Raw genomic sequence first — 19,501 nt, forward strand, 5'->3', positions numbered from 1 at the left:
CTGCATGCCATACAAGAGTCGAGTCAACGGCGTTCCGCGCACATCCTACATGTCGGCACAGGGCGACCAGCTCAGGCTTCGGGCGGTGCCCGTCGATGGTCGTCCCGCGCTACGGCCGTTCTTCGGCTACTACGGCGGCAAATGGCGGGATGCGACAAAATACTACCCCGAACCGAAGCACGGTCTCGTCGTCGAACCGTTCGCCGGTTCGGCCGGATACGCGCTTCGCTACGCGCACCTGAAAGTAGTGCTGTGCGAACTGGATCCAGTCGTATTCGCCGTCTGGAAGTACCTCACCAAGGTGAAAGACAGCGAGATCCGAAAGCTTCCGCTCCTTCGCCCCGGGCAGTCGGTCGATGACCTGCATCTTCCGCCCGAACCGAGTTGGCTCATCGGATTCTGGCTGAACCGAGCGACCGCCAGTCCGCGTAAGAACCCCTCGGCGTGGATGCGCTCAGGCGTGCGCCCGGGGTCATTCTGGGGAGAGCGTGTTCGGGACACTATCGCGTCGCAGGTCGAATTCATTCAGCACTGGAAAGTGTACCACCGCAGCTACGAGAACTGTCCGGTGAAGAAGTCCGCGACATGGTTCATTGACCCGCCGTACCAGAGGGCGGGGAAGCACTACAAACTTGGCTCCGAGCAGATCGACTTCCGGCAGCTCGCCGATTGGTGCCGGTCGAGAAAGGGCCAGGTGATCGTCTGCGAGAACCAGGGGGCGGACTGGTTGGACTTTCAGCCGCTCGCGAGTGTGAAGACAACGCGTCGGGGGCGGCGCTCGGTAGAGGTCATCTGGACGAACCAGCCGCGGGTTCGTCCATGACAGCCGTAACCGAGGAACTGCACCGGGCACTTCTTGAGCCCTTGGGAAAGCGAGTCCTGCGCCACTCGGAACTCGGGAACAAGCCCTTGTCCGTCGATCTTGCGCTGCCACTTCCGTCCAGGTTGCGCGTCTACATGTACACGCTCGTGGGCGGCGTCGGGACGAAGCGCGCGCAGGAGCACAAGGCTGTTCTTCGAGTCCCGGGACAGAAGGTGGGGCACTACGCCTCGTTCGACTTCTCGGGCGACCGGTTGGCTCTTCTCGTTGCCTATAACCGGCAGCTCGATGTGTTCGTGCTGTGGGACGCCAGCCTTCATCCACGATTCAAGCACGGTGGCAACATGCAGGTGCACGAGAACACCGTGTTGAAGGCGGCAGCGCTCGGGAGGGCTGAGCAAACCAGAGTCTTGTCCGGTGGCGAGCGTGAGGTGGTCATCGCGTGCCAGTCCTCTACGCTCGCGAAGGCGCTGGAGGACCGCGTCTCGTGGACTGGCGGCGTCCCGGAGGCGAAGTGGGCGGCCTTGCAGAGCTAGGTCTCAAGACCTCGTATCACAAGGGCCGCGATGACATCGCGGAGCAGTTCTACCTTCCGTGCATGCGGAGAGCGGTCGCTCTGGACCGAGCCGTCGGCTTCTTCCGAAGTAGCGTCTACATCATCGCGTGGCCTGCGCTCAGGGACTTCGTGAGGCGCGGAGGACACATCCGGGTCTTGTGTTCTCAGGTGCTGTCCCCGGAAGACCTGGACGCTCTGAAGCAGGGGTATGCCGCCCGTGCGGATGCTGCTCTCGCCGCCCGTTCCCTCGATGATGTTCGGGCACTGCTGAACGACGAAGTTCTGCGCGAGCCCGCCCGCATCTTGGCGGCGCTCGTTGCCGCGGGACACGTTGAGCTCAAGATCGCTCTGTTACGCGGCGGTCAGACTGACGCAAGATCGGACCGCATCTTCCACGACAAGCTGGGGATCTTCAGGGACACCGACGGCAACCACGTCGTCTTCAAGGGCTCGATGAACGAGACCTGGGCCGGGCTTGCCGCCGATGGGAATCTGGAGTCCATCGACGTTGCGGCGAGCTGGCTCGGCGCGCGTGACCTGGATCGCGCACGTGTGGAAGAGGAGTACTTCGAGGATCTCTGGGGCAACCGTTACCCAACGCTTACGGTTCGCCCGTTCCCCGAGGTCGCGCTTGAAGAGTTTCGGAAGGCGGCAGCCGAGGACTGGGAGGCCGACCTCGAGCGAATTCTGAAACCTGCGTGTCCGCCGAAGCCAGGCGATCCTCGCGGACGCAAGCTGAAGGACCACCAGCGAGAAGGCCTGAAGTCCTGGGCTTCAAACGGCAGGCGGGGCATTCTCGCTTTCGCAACCGGCAGCGGAAAGACCTTCACTGCGATAACGGCGATTCGCGAAGCCCTCGGCGAGCGCGGCGAAGTGGCGGTGGTGGTCGTGCCGGACCAGGTCCTCTTCGGTCAGTGGTGCCAGGAGCTCGAAGAGACCACTCAGGACCTTGGCGTACAGATCCTCCGTGCGGGGGCGGGTTACAACAGATGGCGGGACAACCTGCACCTCTGGACTGCTCCGGGGCCGATGCGCCGCCTCGTCTTGGCGACGCTCAAGACGGCCGCATCCGAAGACTTTCGAAGTCGCCTCGCCGGGGGCACCCACCTCTTCCTCGTTGCCGACGAGGTTCACCGCCTCGGCTCGCCGCACCACCGCAAGCTGATGGATGAGCGCCTGTTCGGGCCAAGACTTGGTCTGAGCGCAACCCCGGAGCGCGCTGGCGACGAAGTTGGAACCGCCGCCCTGATCGGATTCTTTAGGGGCGTTCTTGAGCCAAGGTACACGTTGGCCGACGCCGTCAGAGACCGTGTGCTCACGCCGTATTTCTACCGGCCACACACCGTAAGGCTCGCGGATGATGAGGCGGAGGAATGGCGCCGACTCTCAACCGAGATCGCTCAACTGACCGCGCGGATGGCGACCGGAGATACGTCGCCGGGGCTCGATGAACGCATCAAGAGACTGCTCATCCAACGCGCCAAGGTCGTGAAACACGCTGCCGCCAAGGTGCCGCTTGCGGTCGAGGTTCTGAGTACGGAGTACCAGTCCGGTCAGCGTTGGATCGTGTACTGCGATGACCTCTTTCAACTGGAAGCCGTGTGCGACGCTCTGCATGGAGCGGGGCTCCAGGCGATGCCGTTCCATTCACAAGGCGAGAGCGACCGCGCAGCAACCCTTCGTTGGCTTGACCTCCGAGGCGGGATCGTGGTCGCGATCAAGTGCCTGGACGAAGGTGTGGATGTGCCCTCGGTAACGCACGCGCTAATACTGGCGTCGTCGAAGAATCCGCGGGAGTTCGTTCAGCGCCGCGGCCGGGTGTTGCGGCGCGCCGACAACAAGGCTCTCGCGTTCGTACACGACGCCATCGTGGTGCCGCCCAAGGTAGAGGTGCCTGTTGGTGAACGGGCGAAAGATCCCATCACCACCGGCGAGTTGGCCCGAGCCGTTGAGTTCGCGCAGCACGCGGACAATCCCGCTGCTGCGGTAGACCTCCAGAAGATCGCGATCGAAGCGGGGATCGACTGGCGGACCCTCCTGAACAATGGGAGTGAAGAAGATGAAGACGAGTGAACTGAAGGCTCTCCTGAAGACCGTGAAGATCATCGGCACCGAACTTCATCCCGATCTCAGTCCTGACTTCCTGGAAGCGGTGGTCAAGGCCGAGCAGGAGAACCCGGACGACGAACCGGCGGCCCAGCGCGAAATCGAGCAGGCGCTGGAGAAGGTCCTTTCGCGCAAGAGGAGTCGCTAGTGCTTACTCTCAAGCGCCTGGAGATCGAGGGGTTCGGCCCCTTCGCCGAAAAGCAGGTCGTGACCTTTCCGAAGTCGCACGGGGTCACCGTCGTGTACGGCGACAACATGAGGGGCAAGACCTCGCTTCTCAACGCCATCCGGTATGCATTCTTCGGCAAGGTTCTCGGCCGGGGTGCGCGAGAGAGGCGGCTTCACACGATCACGAACCGAGCGCGAGCCGCGGACGGCAAGTTCGGCTTCTCCGTTGCGCTGGCGTTTGACTATGACGAAACCGAGTACGAGCTCATCCGCTCGTGCCGAGCTGCTTCACTGACTCCCGCGAATGATGGGGATTACGTCCAAGAGGTGCTGCTCCGCCGCGGCCGGACTGTCTTGGGGCCCCAGGAGCAGGAGAAGCAGCTCCATCAAATCTTCCCTCACGAGGTCTCGCGGTTCTTCTTGTTCGACGGCGAGCTTCTCCAGGAGTACGAGGAGCTGCTCATCAACGAGAGCGACACGGGCCGAAGCATTTCAGAGGCTATCGAGCGAATCCTCGGGATGCCCATTCTCAAGAAGGGGCGCGCGCATCTTACGAAGCTCATGGAAGATGCCGACAAGCTCGCGGCTAAGGAGGCGAGCAAGAATCAGCAGACGAAGGCCTTGGGGGCGTCTCTCCAAATGGCCGCCGAGCAACGGGAAGCTCACCAGAACGAGATCCGCAGACTCCAGCATGAAATTGAGGAGTACACCGAGCGGAAGTCGGAGCTGGAAGAGCTGATGAAGTCGAATCAGAAGTACCGCGCTCTCCTGGACGAGAAGGAGAGGCTAGAGACAGAACTGGACCAGCTTGAGCGTCAAGAGCGAGCGCGGCGCGGGGACCTTCAGCGCGCCATGGCCGAGGCGTGGAAGAGCGTTCTCTTCGAGACCGTGCGAAGCGCCCGCGCCGAAGCGCAGGTCGAGGCGGAGAAGGACTGGGCGAAGATGGTGCTGATGCTCGGGGCAAAGGCGGCCACGTCCGGGCACTGCGACGTTTGTGGACAAGACGTGGCTGAGGCAGCTCGGGCGAAGCTCAGGGGCAGAACCGCGTCCGTACCACCCGACGGAACCCCCAGTGTCTCGCCAGCTATCACGCGCCTCGCGGATCTGGGGAAGTTCCATGAGGCCGATAACTCCGGCGAGATCCGTGAACTCTGGACGCAAGTGGACGCGATGAGGCTACGCCAAGCTGTAGTGAGGGATCGGCTGGCCGATCTCAGGGGCGGGCTCACGGACTCCGACGAGACAACGCTCAGGCGGTCCGGTGCCGAGTATGCGGAAGTGATCGAGAAGCTGGGGAGCGCCAAGAACGGGCTGAGAGAAGAGAACAAGAAGGTCGAGGAGATCGACCAGAACATCCAGCGCATCCGTAAGCAGCTTGAGCCGCCCGGGAATCCAGAGCGGAAGGCGTGGCAGTTGCGCGCCTCTGTTCTCGGGCAGGCGAGTGCGGTGTTCGCCGCGGCCATCGACCGCTACAAAAGCGAACTGCGCACCCGAGTTGAGGAGACCGCGAGCGAGCTGTTCCTGACGATGACGACCGAGAAGCGGGACTTCGCGAGGCTTTCGATCAACGAGAGCTACGGTCTTCACATCGTGCACAGGGACGGGAGGACGGAGGACTCGCGTTCGGCGGGAGCGGAACACGTCGTTGCGCTGGCTCTTATGGGATCGCTCCAGAGGAACGCACCTCTCCGAGGCCCTATCGTCATGGACTCCCTTTTCGGGAGACTCGACGGCGGGCATCGGAAGAACGTGATCGCGGCGCTTCCCGAAATGGCCGAACAGGTGATCCTGCTCGTCCACGAGGCCGAGGTGTCGAAGCCCCAAGTGCGAGCGTTGCTGGGTGGTCGTCTCCTGAAGGAGTACGAACTGCAGCACGTCTCGGCGCGTCGGACAAATATCGCTGCCGTGAGGTAGCCCATGAACGATCTCGACACCATCGGCCTCACGCCGGACTCGCGGCGGGCACTTACCGAACTGGAGGCGAAGGGCTGGTTTCAAGACGGCCAAGACGCGGCCAGGTTCTGCATGGCTTACGCGATTCGCGCAAAGCTGCCCGAGGGCGTCACCGAAGACCGCACTACGCAGTGGGCGGCCGGCAACTTCGACAAGAGCGGCGAGATCCGCGCACTCCTTGCTGCGCTCTACCCGGACTGCCAGACGCCAGTTCGCCTCATGGAGCACTTCGTGAACCAAGGATTGGTCATGGTCGCCGCCCGTGTGCGTTCCGATGCCGTCGGGCCGGCAGAACTTCTGGCTGACTAGGTTGTGAACCGTCTCCGAAGCTCGCAGGCGCGCCGCGCGCTCGAACGGAAAGCGGCAAACGTGACAAACGGCTCAACCGCCCGGGCAACCACCGCTCGCGGCGGTAGTCCAAGAGCGTCATCCTGCGCCCCCGTACGCGGAGGACCGTCGCGCTTGGATGAAGGCGCAATGATCACGGGCGAGCAGATGGAGACGAGGCGCATCATCCGCTGGTACTTCGAAACCGGGCGGACTGATGGCGTGCCCTTCTACTGCGATCCAGAACGCGTCGGTGCTTTCGCGGTACAGCGCGATGAGCTGGCGGCCGGAAGTGACCGAGCCGTATTCCGTCTCTTCGTCACCCTCTCGATGTATCAGGCGCTGCGCGATGTCGTGATCATGCGCCAGCAGCGCTCCATGCAGCGCAGGTTGATTCGCGTCGTCGCCGACGTGGGGACCGTGAAACGGGCAATCTCGAGCCACGCTTGCCGGGCGCTGGGGTCCGTCGAGGCCTTCGAGGGTTGTGATGTTTCGAAGAACGGTCAGGTCATCGACTGCGGCACATGCCCAGGTATCGCGTGTCATGTGAAGGACGCGACGCGCGTCTTCAAACGCATGGGGGACATGGGCAAGCTGCCGACATCGGCGTGGCTTCGTTGTTGGCGGGGCGGCGGGATGCAAGCGCTGCTTGAAGAGGTTTGTCGCGAGGAGCCGTCGCCGACGAAGAGGGCTGAGCTTCTCGTTCAGCGCTTCGCAGCAGTGCATCGGGTCGGGCGCAAGCTCGCGAGCATGTTCGTGAGCTCGCTCTCGACTCCGGCGCTCGCTCCGGGGCTCACGCCCTGGTTCCCTGAGATAGACGGCAACGAGCTCGTGGTCGTGGACACGAACGTGGCGCGTGCTGTCGATTCTCTTCGTACGCCGGGCGGGCCCCGGACTTACAACGCGCGCGAGCGGTGGGTACGGGAACAAGCTGCTCTGATCGACCTGCGCGTGTTTCACCCGGACCTGCCCGCTTACTCTCCGAGACTCGTGCAGGAGGCGCTGTACGCGTTCTGCTCGAAGTCCAACCGCCTCGCTCGGGGCGACACATGCGCTGGACGGGGCACGCCGTGCGCGGATTGCGCTCCAGCGTTGTGTCCGTTTGGGATGTAGTCGAACCTCGATGTGGAAGCGACGGACGCCGCCTCGCCCCATTACTCCGCGGTGGGGCGGGGCACTCTCTGCGTGCGTGGTGCCGCCTTGACGGGCCCCTTAGCGCCGGAGGCGCGGGCGCATCTGCGTGAGCAGTAGAGCGCCGGACACGCCAGCACGAACCCGGTATCGAAGAGCGGGATCTGCTTTCCGGCTGCGTTCAGCCAAGCCCGCTTATCGCCGAGATCGCACACCCACCCCGCGGGCAGCTGCTCCGGGAAGGTCGGAAGGAGTCCGTCACCCTTCGCGTCGGCTTGAGCGCCGCATCGCGAGCAGGTTAGCGTCCACGAAAACGTGCAGCGGTACACGGGGCGAGCGCGGCGAGCGGTACGCGTGTGCCTTGTCTTCATCGTGTGCCCTTCCTTCCGCAGGAAAGTCGCCTGCGAGTGGGCAGTACGCCGCCTCTGCCGGCGTAGGAGCGGGGCTGTCCGCGTTCGTGCTGAAGGCGCGCGCCCGCCGGTGTGAACTCGTCCGGCGCCGCTACGAACAGCTGTACGCTCCGCTAGACGCGATGTGGCTGACGACCCACCTTGAATCGGCGACGCTCATCATGCACGGGCACCTTCGGCAGCGTCTGCGCCGGGCGGGCCGCAAGCTCAAGGGGGGAAGCGCGAGGGCCGCAGCGGCGGCGCTGTTCGACAAAGGAATGAGCACGTCCGCAGCGCTCCAGTTCGAGGGGGACTTCCCGTTGAAGGAGATGCACCGAGTCCTCAAAGGGAAGGCGTACCTCGCGGATCAGGCGTTGATCGAACTAGTCAGGCGCGCCGACTACTCCCGCTACGAACCCGACGTCGGACCCGACGTCCTCACCGAGGAGGAGTGGGCACTCTTCCTCCACATTCGCTCCCACGTGCGCAGGCTGCGAAAGCAGTTCGAGAAGGTTGGGATTGAGCCGGGCGGCGAGCGAACGACGGAGTAGGGGTGCCCCGGACGTCACGGAGCGGACGCGCGGCGACCTTGGTCAAGCGCCGTGCGGTGGTGCACGGAGCGCCACGGGTGTTCTGGGCACCTTGAAGGCCGTGGCCTGCGGGTCGTGCAGGTAGAGTGACTCGACCCGGTGCGCTGTAACCGCCCAACGATGGACGGCTGGCGTGCGTGATCGCAGCAAGTGATCCTCCGCGTTCTAACGGATGGCGGTGGCCATCATCGACGGCCGAGTCGCGCCGTTCGCCAGCGGCGGGAGCGGGGGCCTGTGCGACGTGGGGCCAGTCAGGCCGGCGATGAGGCTAGAGCGTGACCAGCTCGGCTAGCTTGGCCGCGACGTCTGCCATGGACGCTTCTGCAGTGCTCAGGCCGCTTCGCGAGCCGAGCAGGGGGCTAACTTCGCGGAGAGCTTCATACGTCGTGCCGTGCACGATGGGAACGAGCAGGTCACGCGCTAGGAGTGCCGAAAGCTCTTTGTCGGCGATGCCCTCTCCTCGAACGCGCCCCAACAGCGCAGGGGTCACTAGCACAATACCGACTCGCGACTTCGCTAATCCCTTGTCGATTTCGCGGAGCAACGACGTGCCGAGGGCCACGTCCTTCTCGCTAAACCAGACCGAGACACCTCGCGAAACGAGCAGGTCGTGAAGCTCCTTGGCGGCTCCTCCCCGGTCGTCCCACGCATGGCAGAGAAAGACGTCCCGAGGGTCAGGCAGGGACGCTCGCTTCTCGACGCTGTTGCGGATCGGCGTGAGTGCCCGCACCTCGGCAGGCGAATACACCACGGACGAGCCTGCTCGCGACCAGCGCGGCCTTCCGCTGCTGCCTGACGCGCCGACACTGCTCAGGCTGCCGCCGGTGCTCTGCGACGGGTAGTAGGACGGGGAGGAGTATGACCCGTAGCCTCTGTAGCGGCCACCGCGGCATGCAGGGCACGCCGCTGCAGCGCTCGCTGAGCGATGTCCATTTACTGGTGCTGTGCATCTAGCCATATCGCGGATGATACCGGCTACCAGGTAAGAGCAGCGAGGATCTTTGGCGGGCATCACGCTTGCCAGACGTCCATCGCCGGGCGGTTACGGTGCGCTGGCTGGAAGCGTCTCCTGAATGTCTCCCAACTGCGGGGGCAACAAGGGGGACGGGTGGGCAATACCGGGGCACAGGACTGAACCCGGAACCGGCCGTCTGGACAGGAAAAACGACGAAAAGGCGTCGGTCGTCGCGTGGTTGTCCGAACAGCGCCGGCCGGGTTCGAATCCTGTCTCCCCGAGACTCCAAGCCCTTGTCAGTTCGGGCTTCCCGGGTTGCACGTACGTGGCACGGCAGGTGGCAACGCCGCGGTCGCTTGGATCGACGGGGCGGCTACCTCCCGAAGCGAGAGCCTCGCGACCGAGGTGAGTCCCGACGCTTCCGGAATTCGAGGTTCCTGCTGGCCGGGACGGCTACACGACCCCCTTCACCTTTCGAGCAGCGTTCGAGGAAGTGCCCCGTGGTCCGCGCTGCGGCCCGGTGGTCCGCCGGGCAGCACTAGCCGGCGCATCGTTGACCCGCCGCGGGCCGATCATCAGCGGGATCGCGGCTGGACCGCCGCGTGCAGAGCGACGCCTCATGCACGCCGACGCGAAGCACGGAAGCCCGTGCGAGACGGCACGCCCGACACCGCAGACCCCCGCTGGTCAGCCCGTTGGGCCGGGCTCTCTCGCACCGGGTTCGCAGCCCGTCGATACGCAGCCCGTAGTTACGGTCGGGGAACTCGCGCTCGCAGCCCGGCACAGGCGCGCCGTGGACGAGCGGTCGCGCCGCGTTGGCGAAAAGCTTCGACGGGAACTGGGTGAGGAGGTCTGTAGGGCCCTCGATGACCACCGCGTCATCGAGATCATGCTGAATCCGGATGGAAGGCTTTGGGTCGAGCGCCTCGGGGAGCGGATGAAGCCGTTCGGGACGATGTCCGCGAGCCAGGCCGAATCCCTCCTCGCCACTGTGGCTGCATCCCTCCGCACCGCGGTGACGCGGGAGACGCCCATTCTCGAATGCGAGCTGCCGCTCGATGGGAGCCGGTTCGAGGCGCTCCTGCCGCCAGTGGCGGCGGCGCCGATCTTCACGATCCGCAAGATGGCTTCACGGATCTTCACGCTCGACAACTTCGTAACCCAGGGCGTCATGACATCGACGGAGCGGGCCGCACTGGGTCGAGCAGTGGCGGAGCGAAGGAACGTGCTCGTCGTGGGAGCAACCGGGAGCGGGAAGACGACCTTCGCGAACGGCATCGTCCACGAGATGACGTTGAGCCACCCCGGGCATCGCCTCGTCGTCATCGAGGACACGCCGGAGATCCAATGCTCCGCGCCGAACCACGTCCTGCTTCGAACCACGACCACCGTCGACATGCTGCGACTTCTCAAGGCGACGATGCGGCTCCGCCCTGACCGGATCGTGGTGGGCGAGGTGCGCGGCGCGGAGGCGCTCGCGCTCCTCAAGGCCTGGAACACGGGCCACCCGGGCGGCTGTGCGACCGTGCACGCGAACTCGGCTGAAGCGGGCCTGTGGCGGCTCGAGCAACTCGCATCCGAAGCGAACACGGGGCGGACGGAGCGCCTCATCGCGGAGGCGGTCGACCTCGTGATGTTCGTCGAGAAGCGGGCCGAGAAGCGGTGTGTCTCCGAGATGATGGCCGTCCTCGACTACGACGCGACAACGCAGCGGTACGTGCTCGAGCCGGCAGCCTAGCTGCACTACACCGACAGGAAGGAGCGATACGACATGCGGAAGATGTTCTTCGGCGCGGCCGCGCTCGCGGCCGTGGTGGTCCTCTTCACGCCTGGACTGGCGTGGGCGGCACAGGCGGGGGCGGGCCTCGCCTGGGAAGGGCCGCTGCAGACCCTGACGAGGTCGATCCAGGGGCCGGTCGCGTTCGCGATCTCGCTGCTCGGAGTCGTCGTGTGCGGGGCGATGCTCGTCTTCGGTGGGGAGATCAACGAGTTCGTGCGGAGGGCGATCATGCTCGTCCTCGTGGTGGCGATGATCGCGTTCGCCGCGAACATCCTCACCGGCCTCTTCAACTACGGAGCTCTCGTCCCTGTGGCGGGAGGCCTCCCGTGAGCGAGGTCCTGCTTAGAACCCCCATCTGCCGCGCGCTGCACCGGCCGGCACTCCTCCTCGGCGCCGAGCGGGAGCTGATGCTCCTCACGCTGCTCGCGCTCGGCGGTCTGGCCGTGTCCGCGGCGAATCTCGTCGCCACGGCCGTGTGCTCGATCCTGTGGCTCGGGGTGAGCCACTTCCTGCGGGAGATGGCGAAGGCAGATCCCCGCCTGTCGCGGATCTACCTCCGCCACCTGCGCCACGCTCACTACTACCCGGCGCGTTCGCGGCCGTTCTGCCGCGCCTGAGAGGGTGCCCGTGCTCGCGCTCAAGCTGTTCCGGAGCCATGCCGAGGGATTCTCGGACCTCCTCAACTGGGCGGCGCTCGTCGCGGACGGCGTCGTTCTTGGCAAGGACGGCTCGCTCCTCGCCGGCTTCTTCTACCGGGGGCAGGACCTCGAGAGCGCCACCGCGGGCGAACGGAACTACGTCGCGGAGCGCGTCAACGCCGCGATGACGCGACTCGGGAGCGGGTTCGCGACCTGGCACGACGTGACCCGTCTCGCCGCGGCCGAGTACCCACGGCGGGACGCCTCGCACTTTCCTGACCCGGTGACGCGACTCATCGAGGAGGAGCAGCGGCGTCGGTTCCTGGCAGCTGGACAGCAATTCGCCTGCGAGCACGCGCTCCTCGTCCAGTACACGCCGCCGTCTCGCCAGGGTCGCAAGATCCTCGACCTCGTCTATAGCGGCGAAGGGGAGGGTCCGAGTGCGGCGGACCGAGTCCTCGAGCTCTTCGAGCGCCGACTCGGTGAGGTGGAGGACCTCCTCTCGGCGGTGCTCGCGCTCCGCCGCATGGGCTCGTTCACGGTGACGGACCGGCACGGGCGGCGGCATCGGCAAGACGAGCTCGTGAACTATCTCCAGGGGTGCCTCGCCGGCGAGCCGCGTCCCCTGAATCTCCCGCCTGGCGGGATGTACCTCGACGCCGTGATGGGCGGGCTCGACCTCACCACGGGCGATCACCCGAAGCTCGGCACGAAACACATCGCGTGCGTGGCGATCGAAGGTTTCCCGGCGGAGTCCTACCCAGGGATCCTCGACGTCCTGGACGAGCTCGCGATCCCGTTCCGGTTCTCGTCGCGGTTCATCCATCTCGATCAGCGGGAGGCCGTCCGCGAACTCGAGTCCTACGGGCGGAGGTGGAAGCAGAAGACTCGCGGCTTCTTCGCGCAAGTCTTCCGCACCGACGGGGTTCTCGACGAGGACGCCGTGCTGATGGGTGCGGAGACCGAGCGGGCGACCGCCCAGGCGAACTCGGGACTCGTCGGATTCGGCTACTACACGCCGGTCATCGTCCTCATGCACGAGGAGCTGGGGGCGCTGCTCGAACGCGCGCGCGTCGTGTCCCGCGAGATTCAGAGGGAAGGCTTCGCGACCCGGATCGAGAAGCTCAACACGCTCGAGGCCTACCTCGGGTCGCTGCCGGGTCACGGGGTCCCGAACATCCGCCGGCCGCTCCTGCACACCGGGAACCTCTCTCATCTCTTGCCCCTCGCGAGCGTGTGGGCGGGCCGGGAGAGCTGTCCCTCGCCGCTTTTCCCGCGCGAATCACCCCCGCTCCTCCACGCCCGGAGCACCGGCGCCACTCCCTTCCGCTTCCACCTCCACGTCGGTGACGTCGGGCACACGCTCATCTTCGGGCCGACGGGCTCGGGAAAATCAGTCCTTCTCGCCACCATCGCGGCGCAGTTCCGCCGGTACGCGGGGGCGACTATCTGGGCCTTCGACAAGGGCCGCAGCCTCCTCCCGCTCGCTTCCGCCTGTGGCGGCCGGCACTACGACATCGCCGGGGATGGCAGCTCCGTCGCCTTCTGCCCGCTCGGCGAGCTCACGGCCGACTCGGATGCGGCCTGGGCCGAGGAGTGGATCGCGTCCGCGTACGAGCTCCGGGCGCAGAGGCGCCCGACACCGCAGCAGGCGCAGGAGGTCCACCGCGCTGTCCGGCTCATGCGTGAAAGCCCGCACCGGTCGCTCACGGACTTCGTGACCACGGTCCAGGACGAGGACCTCCGGGCTGCGCTCGCGCACTACACGGTGGATGGCGCGCTGGGGCACCTCCTCGACAGCCGCGAGGACGGCCTCGTGGACGGCTCGTTCCAGGTCTGCGAGGTGGAAGAGCTCATGGGCATGGGGGAAGCCGCGGTGCTTCCCGTGCTGCTCTACCTCTTCCGCCGCTTCGAGCGGCTCCTCCACAGGAACGCCGGTGCCCCGTCGCTCCTCATCGTCGACGAGGCCTGGCTCGTCCTCGGGCACCCGGTCTTCCGCGCCAAGCTCGTCGAGTGGCTGAAGGTGCTCCGGAAGGCGAACTGCGCGGTCGTCCTCGCCACGCAGAGCCTCTCCGACGCGACGAGGAGCGGCCTCGTCGACGTCCTGCAGGAGGCCTGTCCCACGAAGATCTTCCTGCCGAACGAGGAGGCGAACCGAGCGGGAGGGGAGGGCTACGCTGGCCCGGGCGACCTCTACCGGAGCTTCGGGCTCAACGAGACACAGATCGAGATCGTCCGGACCGCCTCCAAGAAGCGCCAGTACTACGTCGTCTCGCCGGAAGGGCGGCGGATCATCGAACTCGGGCTCGGGCCCGTCGCGCTCGCCTTCGTGGCGGCGAGCGACAAGGAGAGGCTCGCCCGGATCGCGCGGCTCCGCTCGGAACACGGAGACGCCTGGCCGTTCAAGTGGCTCGAGGAGAACGGGGTGGCCTATGAGCACCTTCAGGTGGAGTAGGGCCGCCGTCCTCGTGGCGGCCGTCGCAGCACCTGTGTGCGCCGCCGCGAGCATCGTCACCGGTGACGCTACCGAAGCGACCCAACTGCTCAACCTCGCGCAGCTCCTCGCGCAGGCGCAGACGCTCGGGGAACAGCTCCGAGCCGTCACGGAGACGCTCGACATCGCGCGTCGAAACGTCGCGAAGCTGAGATCGGGCTGGTCCGGCACGGGTCAGGAGCTCGCCCGCCTCCAGGCTCTCGTGAGTCAGGGCGAGCACCTCGCCTACACGGCGCGGGATCTCGACTCCGCCTTCGCGGAAAAGTACCCGGGGTACGCCCAGTACGTCACGCAGCGGCTCGGGTCGGGTGCCATGGCGGCGAAGTACGACCAGTGGTCGCGCGAGACGAGAGACAGCGCCAGAGCGGCGCTCAGGGTGGCGGGGGCCCACTCCGAGGAGCTCGCGACCGAGGCGGGCACGATACGGTCCCTCGAGAGGGCTGGCTCGACGGTCGAAGGACAGCTGCAGGCGATCCAGGTCGGTCAGCAGATCGCGCTGGAGCAGGTCCGCCAGACGCAGAAGCTCCGGCAGCTCATCATGATGCAGATGCAGCTCGAGGCGGACTTCCGGGCGGCGGAGCAGGACCGCGCCGATCTTCAGCGCGGGGCCATGCGCGACTTCACGAACGCCTCACCGCCACCGCCGGACGACGGCGAGCGCTTCTAGGACCCATGCGCGCGAAGATTTCGCCTGGTGCGTACCTCGTCGGGATGGCCGCTCTCCTCGTGCTGATGCTGCCGGGAGACGCGCTCGCGCAAACCGCGCCGCTCAACAACCACCTCGATGCGATCGTGCGGGTGTACCGCGATCACGCTCGCGGGTGGACGAGGGTGCTCACCACGTACGCCGTCCGGCTCTTCTGGCTGCTCGCCGGCGTCGAGTTCACGTTCGCGGCGTTCGGGCTCGCCTTCAAGGGAGCGGACCTCGGCGAATGGGCGTCGACGATCGTGAATCAAATCCTCTTCATCGGGTTCTTCTACACCCTCCTCACGCATAGTGCGGAGTGGTCGGGAGCCATCGTCGAGAGCTTCCGGACCGCGGCGAACGGCGCGACAGCCGCCGCGGGGGGCACCGCAGGGGTGAGCCCGTCCAACGTGTTCGAGACCGGCGTCTCGCTCGCGGCGCGGCTCATGTCGAAGGCCTCCTTCCTCCACCCAGGCGACTCCCTCGGCTTTCTCATCTCCGCGCTCGTCGTCGTGATCTGCTTCGCGCTCATCGCCGCCTCGCTCGTGGTGGCGCTCGTCGAGATGTACGTCGTCACCTCGGCCGGGGTCCTCTTCATGGGCTTCGGAGGCTCGCGGTTCACGAAGGAGATCGCGCTGCGGATGCTCGTCTACGCGGTGAGCGTCGGGGCGAAGCTCTTCGTCATCTCGCTGGTGGTCGGGCTGGGCGAGTCGATGATCATGGGGTTCCTCACCCAGTTCGGCACCTCGGACGTGGACCTCTTCCTTATGGTCGGGGCCGCGATCGTCTTCCTCGCGCTCGTGCACGCGATCCCGCAGCTCGTGCAGTCGCTCGTCGCCGGAACATCGCTCGCAGGCGGGGCCGGGGTGATGTTGTCGGCGGGCGCCGGAGTCGCCGCCGGCGCGGGGGCGGTGATTGCGGGGGGAGCGTCCATGGGGCTCGCGGCGCGTGGGGCGTACCAGCTCGCGAAGGAGCAGCTCGCGTCGGCGACGACGGCAGGTTCCGCGCCGCCAGCGGGGATGGGACGCGTGGGGAGAATGGCCGGGCTCATGGCGGGGAACCTCGGGCGTGCGGCGCTGGCGGACGTGGGGAACCGCCTCGGCGGACGCCCCGGGGCGCACCACGGGAACGCCTTCGGGCGCATGGGCCTCGCCATGAGCGACGAGGCGAAGCTGCTCGAGAACCGGAACAAGAAGCCAGCACCCGCCGGCGGGAGCTCAGCCCCACAGCCCGGCACGAAGCCGCCGAACGCGTAGCTCGGAAGACGAACGGGGAGACCGCTCGGGGCGGATGGCGCCGGGGACGGGGGTGTCATGTCGAAATTCGGTCGGGAATGCTCCGACGAGTGTGCGCTCGGGTCGAACTCGGAGCGGAACGTCTATCTCGACGCGCGCCGGGAGTGGAACGAACGCTACGGTAGCCATGTGGCGTGGGCGAGGGCGCTCTTCGTGCTCGCGCTCGCGGCCGTGTTCGTGGCGGGCGGCGCCGTCGTCGCGCTGTACGCCGTCGCGCGCCAGAACCGGGTCGTCCCGTACGTCGTCGAGGTGGACAAGCTCGGCGCGCCTCTCGCGGTGAAGAGAGCTGACGAGGCGGCTCCGGCAGATCGCCGCGTGATCCGGGCCCACCTTGCCCGGCTGGTGGAGTGCGTCCGCACGGTCCTGCAGGACCCGTATGCCGAGCGGGCTCTCATCGAGGAGGCGTACGGCGCCATCAACCGCAACAGCGCCGCGCGCGGCACGCTGAACGACTACTTCCGCGAGCGGTCGCCCTTCCGGAGGCTCGAGACGGAGCTCGTCTCGGTGGTGGTGCGCTCGGTGCTGCCGCTCACCGGCGAGACCTGGCGTGTGGAGTGGGACGAGACCGTGCGCTCCCGCGACGGCCGCGTCCTCGCCGCGGAGACGTGGCAGGGGACCTTCACCGTCGTCGTGAGCCCGCCGACCGACGAGGCGACCGTGCTCAAGAACCCCCTCGGCATCTACGTGTCGAGCTTCGCCTGGGCGAAGCGCCTGTGAGGAGATCACCATGAACGCGCTCACCATGGGCTTCCTTGCCTTCACGCTCCTCGCTCCGCTCGTCGCAAGTGCCGATCCGGGACCGCCGGCGCCGGCCAAGCGCGCCGTCCCGGCGCTCAATGCGGAGGGAACGGAAGTCGACGAGCTCGCTCCATCGCGCCTACCGCTCGAGAGAACGCGCCTGCGTGGCGGCGACGAGAAGCGAAGCCTTGCCGCCCCCGTGGCACGACCGAAGGGCGTTTCAGCGCGGACGAAGAGCCCGCCCCGCCGATCCGAGGAGGAACCCTGGCTGCACGGGGGGACGAGCCTTCCCAGACAGCTCCATCCCAAGGAGCGCGCGGCGCTCCGGGTGTCGACAGAATGGGTGGACGGGGCGGAGTCGCCGGCGCGAGGAGAGGCGGGCGCGGTCGTCTACACGTACGGGACCTCGCTACCGAGCGTCATCTGTACGCCCCTCCACGTCTGTGACCTGACGCTCGAGCCGAGTGAGCGCGTCGCCGAGGTCCACGTCGGCGATCCCGTGCGCTGGAAGGTCACCCTCGGCACAGGCGGACCCGGCGGCGCGATCACTCACGTGCTCGTCAAGCCCGCCGAGCCGGACGTCGAGACGGATCTGCTCGTCCTCACGGACCGCCGGACGTACGTCGTACGGCTCGTGGCCCACCCACGCGAGTGGATGCCCCGGGTCGCGTTCTCCTACCCGGAGGAAGCGCGGCAGGTCTTTCTCTTCACGCAGCAGAAGGAAGAGGAGCGGCGGAAAGCGACGACGCTCCCGGGCGTCGGCAGCATGAGCGCGCTCGACTTCCACTATGAGATGACCGGCGACGAGCCCGGCTGGCGGCCGCTGCGCGTCTACACGGACGGGGTGAAGACGTACATCGAGTTCCCCGAATCGATGCGAAGCGGCGAGGCGCCGGCGCTCGTCACGGTGGGGAAGGGTGACGAGAGGGGCCTCGTGAACTACCGCCAGCAAGGAACCAAGTACGTCGTGGACAAGGTCCTCCAGCGCGCGCTGCTCGTATCCGGGCTGGGCCGTGAGGAGGAGCGCGTCGAAATCCTCCACGACTCCGTGCGCGTGAAGGAGAGGTGACGACGATGCGCACCTTAGTGGCGGCACTCACCGCTTCCGCCCTCTCCTGCACGCACTGGGCGAAGCTCGTGACGGTTCCGATCGATTCTGCCGACGCTTCCGTCCTCGTGGACGACGCGTTCGAGTTCCTGTCGAGTGAGCTGCCGCCCGCGACGAGCGTGATCGTCTTCCCCCGCGACTCCGACACGGAACCGCTGAACGGCGGCTTGCGGAGGACGTGCGTGCGCAGCGGGTACGCCCTCGGCCCTGCGTACGGTCCAAACGCAGCGCGGAGGGTCTGGGCCTCGTTCCGCCGGGCGGGCGGCGGGTATCTCCTCGAACTAGACCTCACCGGTGTCGCCATGACGAGGTGGTACATGCGGACGCGAGCGGGGAAGCTCGTCGCTGCGGGTCCGCGTATGGTGCGGAGGGCGTCGTGATCCGAGACGACGACGGGCCGGAGAGATCTCCGATCCTCCTCGCGCCCCCGGCGGCTGGGCGGCGCCTCAATCGCGTCCCGCTCGCCATCGCGATGGCGTTCCTCACCGCGGTCATGGGTGTGATCGGCTACACCGTGCACGCGCGCGCGGAAGCAGCGCAGAGGCGCGCCGAATCACGAGAGCGGGGCGAGACCGAAGCCGCCGAGGCGGCCAGTGCGGAGGACGCGCTACGCGACATCCCGGACAACGTGCGGGCCGTCCTCGATCAGAAGAGCGCGGGTGCCACGCGCCCCCAGTCGAGAGTCATCGTTCCGGATCTACCGCTCGTCGAGACGGAAGAGCGGGCCTTGCCACGAGAGGACGCGACGGCGCGCGACGAGCGGCTTCGACGCGAGACGGCGAGGCAGTCTGCGCTCGAGGCGGCCCTGAATGCCCCAACCACGATCCCGATCGGGCCGGCCCATGAGCGCCGGCTCTCGGCGCGCGACGAAGCGGCGTCCACCGAATACGCGGCGGAGAGGGTCGCGCGCGCGTCTGCAGCGCGTCCGAGAGTCGAAGAGCGGCGGGACCCGTATCTGGCAGCTACGCGCGAGAGGGCCGTCTCCCCGTACGAACTCAAAGAGGGCGCCGTCATCCCGGCGGTCATGATCGGAGGGGTGAACTCCGATCTCCCCGGACAACTCCTCGCCCAGGTCCGGGAGAACGTCTGGGACACCGCGACCGGCGCCCATCTCCTCGTGCCTCAGGGCGCGAAGCTCGTTGGCAGCTACGACAGCCGGGTCGCGGTCGGGCAGGAGCGGGTACTCGTGACCTGGCACCGTCTCGTCTTCCCCGACGGCTCGACGCTCGCGCTGGGACGCATGCCCGGCGCCGATGGTGAGGGCTACGCCGGGTTCCACGATCAAGTGAACAACCACTACCTGAAGGCGTTCGGGGGAGCGCTCCTCTTGAGCGTATTCGGGGCGGGAGCTCAGCTCAGCCAGCCTCGTCCATCTCCGGGCGAAGTCATCACACCGGGGCAGATCGCGGCAGCCCAGCTCGGGCAGCAGTTCTCGGCCCTCGGAACGGAGCTCGCCCGCCGCAACCTCCAGGTCCAGCCCACGCTCGAGATCCGGCCGGGCTACCGCTTTAACGTGTTCGTCACGAAAGACATCGTCCTCGAGCCATGGACGGAGTGACCGCGGGCCGGCGGGTACGCCATCGCCCGTCAGGCGCGCCCGCCGCCGCGGAGAGTACGGACGCGACGAATACGAACAAGCGGGCAGACGCCCCGTCGCGACCGGGAAACGCGGTCGTCCGTGCACCGTATGCTGGACCATGGCTGAGGTCGGTATCGAGCCACGCGGGGCCCTGTCTCGAGCATGCGACGAGAGGAAGCGCAGGTGAGC

19 protein-coding genes are annotated in these 19,501 nt (G+C 66.8%); 18 read left to right on the forward strand and 1 reads right to left on the reverse strand.

Annotated elements, in window-relative coordinates; genetic code table 11:
- Positions 1 to 4: 4 nt before the first annotated feature.
- The 8 genes from HWY08_RS06955 to HWY08_RS06990 all read left to right on the forward strand — a co-directional run bounded on the left by HWY08_RS06955 (position 5) and on the right by HWY08_RS06990 (position 8,001).
- Positions 5 to 823: a DNA adenine methylase gene (locus HWY08_RS06955; protein ID WP_176064140.1), complete on the forward strand. Its 819-nt coding sequence runs from the start codon at positions 5 to 7 to the stop codon at positions 821 to 823.
- The gene (locus tag HWY08_RS06960) at positions 820 to 1,356 is read left to right on the forward strand and encodes a hypothetical protein (RefSeq protein ID WP_176064141.1); all 537 of its coding nucleotides are present in this window, start codon (positions 820 to 822) and stop codon (positions 1,354 to 1,356) included. The genes HWY08_RS06955 and HWY08_RS06960 overlap by 4 nt, the downstream gene beginning before the upstream one ends.
- A 62-nt stretch (positions 1,357 to 1,418) precedes the next feature.
- Positions 1,419 to 3,449: a DEAD/DEAH box helicase family protein gene (locus HWY08_RS06965; protein WP_176064142.1), complete on the forward strand. Its 2,031-nt coding sequence runs from the start codon at positions 1,419 to 1,421 to the stop codon at positions 3,447 to 3,449.
- Positions 3,427 to 3,630 (forward strand): hypothetical protein, encoded by a 204-nt coding sequence (locus HWY08_RS06970; RefSeq protein ID WP_176064143.1) that lies wholly within the window; start codon positions 3,427 to 3,429, stop codon positions 3,628 to 3,630. The genes HWY08_RS06965 and HWY08_RS06970 overlap by 23 nt, the downstream gene beginning before the upstream one ends.
- Positions 3,630 to 5,564 (forward strand): AAA family ATPase, encoded by a 1,935-nt coding sequence (locus tag HWY08_RS06975; RefSeq protein ID WP_176064144.1) that lies wholly within the window; start codon positions 3,630 to 3,632, stop codon positions 5,562 to 5,564. Before HWY08_RS06970 ends, HWY08_RS06975 begins: the two co-directional genes overlap by 1 nt.
- A gap of 3 nt (positions 5,565 to 5,567) precedes the next feature.
- Positions 5,568 to 5,912, forward strand: coding sequence for a hypothetical protein (locus HWY08_RS06980; protein WP_176064145.1), 345 nt, complete (start codon positions 5,568 to 5,570; stop codon positions 5,910 to 5,912).
- A 168-nt stretch (positions 5,913 to 6,080) separates the two neighbouring features.
- Entirely contained in the window at positions 6,081 to 7,043 is a 963-nt protein-coding gene (locus HWY08_RS06985) for a hypothetical protein (RefSeq protein WP_176064146.1), read from the forward strand.
- 475 nt (positions 7,044 to 7,518) lie between these two features.
- Positions 7,519 to 8,001 (forward strand): hypothetical protein, encoded by a 483-nt coding sequence (locus HWY08_RS06990; protein WP_176064147.1) that lies wholly within the window; start codon positions 7,519 to 7,521, stop codon positions 7,999 to 8,001.
- A gap of 307 nt (positions 8,002 to 8,308) precedes the next feature.
- Here the strand turns inward: HWY08_RS06990 and HWY08_RS06995 are convergent, their stop codons facing one another.
- Positions 8,309 to 8,770 (reverse strand): toll/interleukin-1 receptor domain-containing protein, encoded by a 462-nt coding sequence (locus tag HWY08_RS06995; protein ID WP_235969502.1) that lies wholly within the window; start codon positions 8,768 to 8,770, stop codon positions 8,309 to 8,311.
- Between the two features lie 1,018 nt (positions 8,771 to 9,788).
- On the opposite strand from HWY08_RS06995, the gene trbB reads away from it, so the two are divergent.
- The 10 genes from trbB to HWY08_RS21630 are packed head-to-tail and all read left to right on the forward strand — an operon-like array spanning position 9,789 to position 19,291.
- On the forward strand, positions 9,789 to 10,733 hold the full coding sequence (gene trbB, locus HWY08_RS07000) for a P-type conjugative transfer ATPase TrbB (RefSeq protein ID WP_235969503.1): 945 nt from the start codon (positions 9,789 to 9,791) through the stop codon (positions 10,731 to 10,733).
- Between the two features lie 33 nt (positions 10,734 to 10,766).
- Positions 10,767 to 11,105 carry a TrbC/VirB2 family protein gene (locus tag HWY08_RS07005; RefSeq protein WP_176064149.1) on the forward strand — a complete coding sequence of 113 codons (339 nt, stop codon included), beginning with the start codon at positions 10,767 to 10,769 and terminating at the stop codon, positions 11,103 to 11,105.
- Positions 11,102 to 11,392, forward strand: a complete 291-nt coding sequence (trbD, locus tag HWY08_RS07010; RefSeq protein ID WP_209005132.1) for a conjugal transfer protein TrbD — start codon at positions 11,102 to 11,104, stop codon at positions 11,390 to 11,392. Before HWY08_RS07005 ends, trbD begins: the two co-directional genes overlap by 4 nt.
- 10 nt (positions 11,393 to 11,402) lie before the next feature.
- Complete coding sequence (locus HWY08_RS07015; RefSeq protein ID WP_176064150.1) at positions 11,403 to 13,868, forward strand: VirB4 family type IV secretion/conjugal transfer ATPase; 2,466 nt, start codon at positions 11,403 to 11,405, stop codon at positions 13,866 to 13,868.
- Between the two features lie 13 nt (positions 13,869 to 13,881).
- On the forward strand, positions 13,882 to 14,574 hold the full coding sequence (trbJ, locus tag HWY08_RS07020; RefSeq protein ID WP_176064151.1) for a P-type conjugative transfer protein TrbJ: 693 nt from the start codon (positions 13,882 to 13,884) through the stop codon (positions 14,572 to 14,574).
- A 44-nt stretch (positions 14,575 to 14,618) separates the two neighbouring features.
- Complete coding sequence (gene trbL, locus HWY08_RS07025; RefSeq protein ID WP_176064152.1) at positions 14,619 to 15,848, forward strand: P-type conjugative transfer protein TrbL; 1,230 nt, start codon at positions 14,619 to 14,621, stop codon at positions 15,846 to 15,848.
- A gap of 57 nt (positions 15,849 to 15,905) precedes the next feature.
- Positions 15,906 to 16,604: a VirB8/TrbF family protein gene (locus HWY08_RS07030; RefSeq protein WP_255499582.1), complete on the forward strand. Its 699-nt coding sequence runs from the start codon at positions 15,906 to 15,908 to the stop codon at positions 16,602 to 16,604.
- A 10-nt stretch (positions 16,605 to 16,614) separates the two neighbouring features.
- Positions 16,615 to 17,694 (forward strand): P-type conjugative transfer protein TrbG, encoded by a 1,080-nt coding sequence (gene trbG, locus HWY08_RS07035; protein ID WP_176064154.1) that lies wholly within the window; start codon positions 16,615 to 16,617, stop codon positions 17,692 to 17,694.
- A gap of 5 nt (positions 17,695 to 17,699) precedes the next feature.
- Positions 17,700 to 18,113, forward strand: a complete 414-nt coding sequence (locus HWY08_RS21625; RefSeq protein ID WP_503826542.1) for a conjugal transfer lipoprotein TrbH — start codon at positions 17,700 to 17,702, stop codon at positions 18,111 to 18,113.
- Complete coding sequence (locus tag HWY08_RS21630) at positions 18,110 to 19,291, forward strand: TrbI/VirB10 family protein (protein WP_209005134.1); 1,182 nt, start codon at positions 18,110 to 18,112, stop codon at positions 19,289 to 19,291. The genes HWY08_RS21625 and HWY08_RS21630 overlap by 4 nt, the downstream gene beginning before the upstream one ends.
- The last annotated feature ends 210 nt before the right edge of the window (positions 19,292 to 19,501 follow it).

The organism is Anaeromyxobacter diazotrophicus (assembly GCF_013340205.1).
Classification (GTDB): domain Bacteria; phylum Myxococcota; class Myxococcia; order Myxococcales; family Anaeromyxobacteraceae; genus Anaeromyxobacter_A; species Anaeromyxobacter_A diazotrophicus.

Coding starts and splice junctions, on each gene's coding strand:
- HWY08_RS07005 (WP_176064149.1), top strand. CDS start 10,767: ATGCGGAAGATGTTCTTCGGCGCGGCCGCGCTCGCGGCCGTGGTGGTC.
- HWY08_RS06965 (WP_176064142.1), top strand. CDS start 1,419: ATGCGGAGAGCGGTCGCTCTGGACCGAGCCGTCGGCTTCTTCCGAAGT.
- trbG (WP_176064154.1), top strand. CDS start 16,615: ATGAACGCGCTCACCATGGGCTTCCTTGCCTTCACGCTCCTCGCTCCG.
- HWY08_RS06985 (WP_176064146.1), top strand. CDS start 6,081: ATGATCACGGGCGAGCAGATGGAGACGAGGCGCATCATCCGCTGGTAC.
- HWY08_RS07030 (WP_255499582.1), top strand. CDS start 15,906: ATGTCGAAATTCGGTCGGGAATGCTCCGACGAGTGTGCGCTCGGGTCG.
- HWY08_RS21625 (WP_503826542.1), top strand. CDS start 17,700: ATGCGCACCTTAGTGGCGGCACTCACCGCTTCCGCCCTCTCCTGCACG.
- trbL (WP_176064152.1), top strand. CDS start 14,619: ATGGCCGCTCTCCTCGTGCTGATGCTGCCGGGAGACGCGCTCGCGCAA.
- HWY08_RS06960 (WP_176064141.1), top strand. CDS start 820: ATGACAGCCGTAACCGAGGAACTGCACCGGGCACTTCTTGAGCCCTTG.
- HWY08_RS06955 (WP_176064140.1), top strand. CDS start 5: ATGCCATACAAGAGTCGAGTCAACGGCGTTCCGCGCACATCCTACATG.
- HWY08_RS06980 (WP_176064145.1), top strand. CDS start 5,568: ATGAACGATCTCGACACCATCGGCCTCACGCCGGACTCGCGGCGGGCA.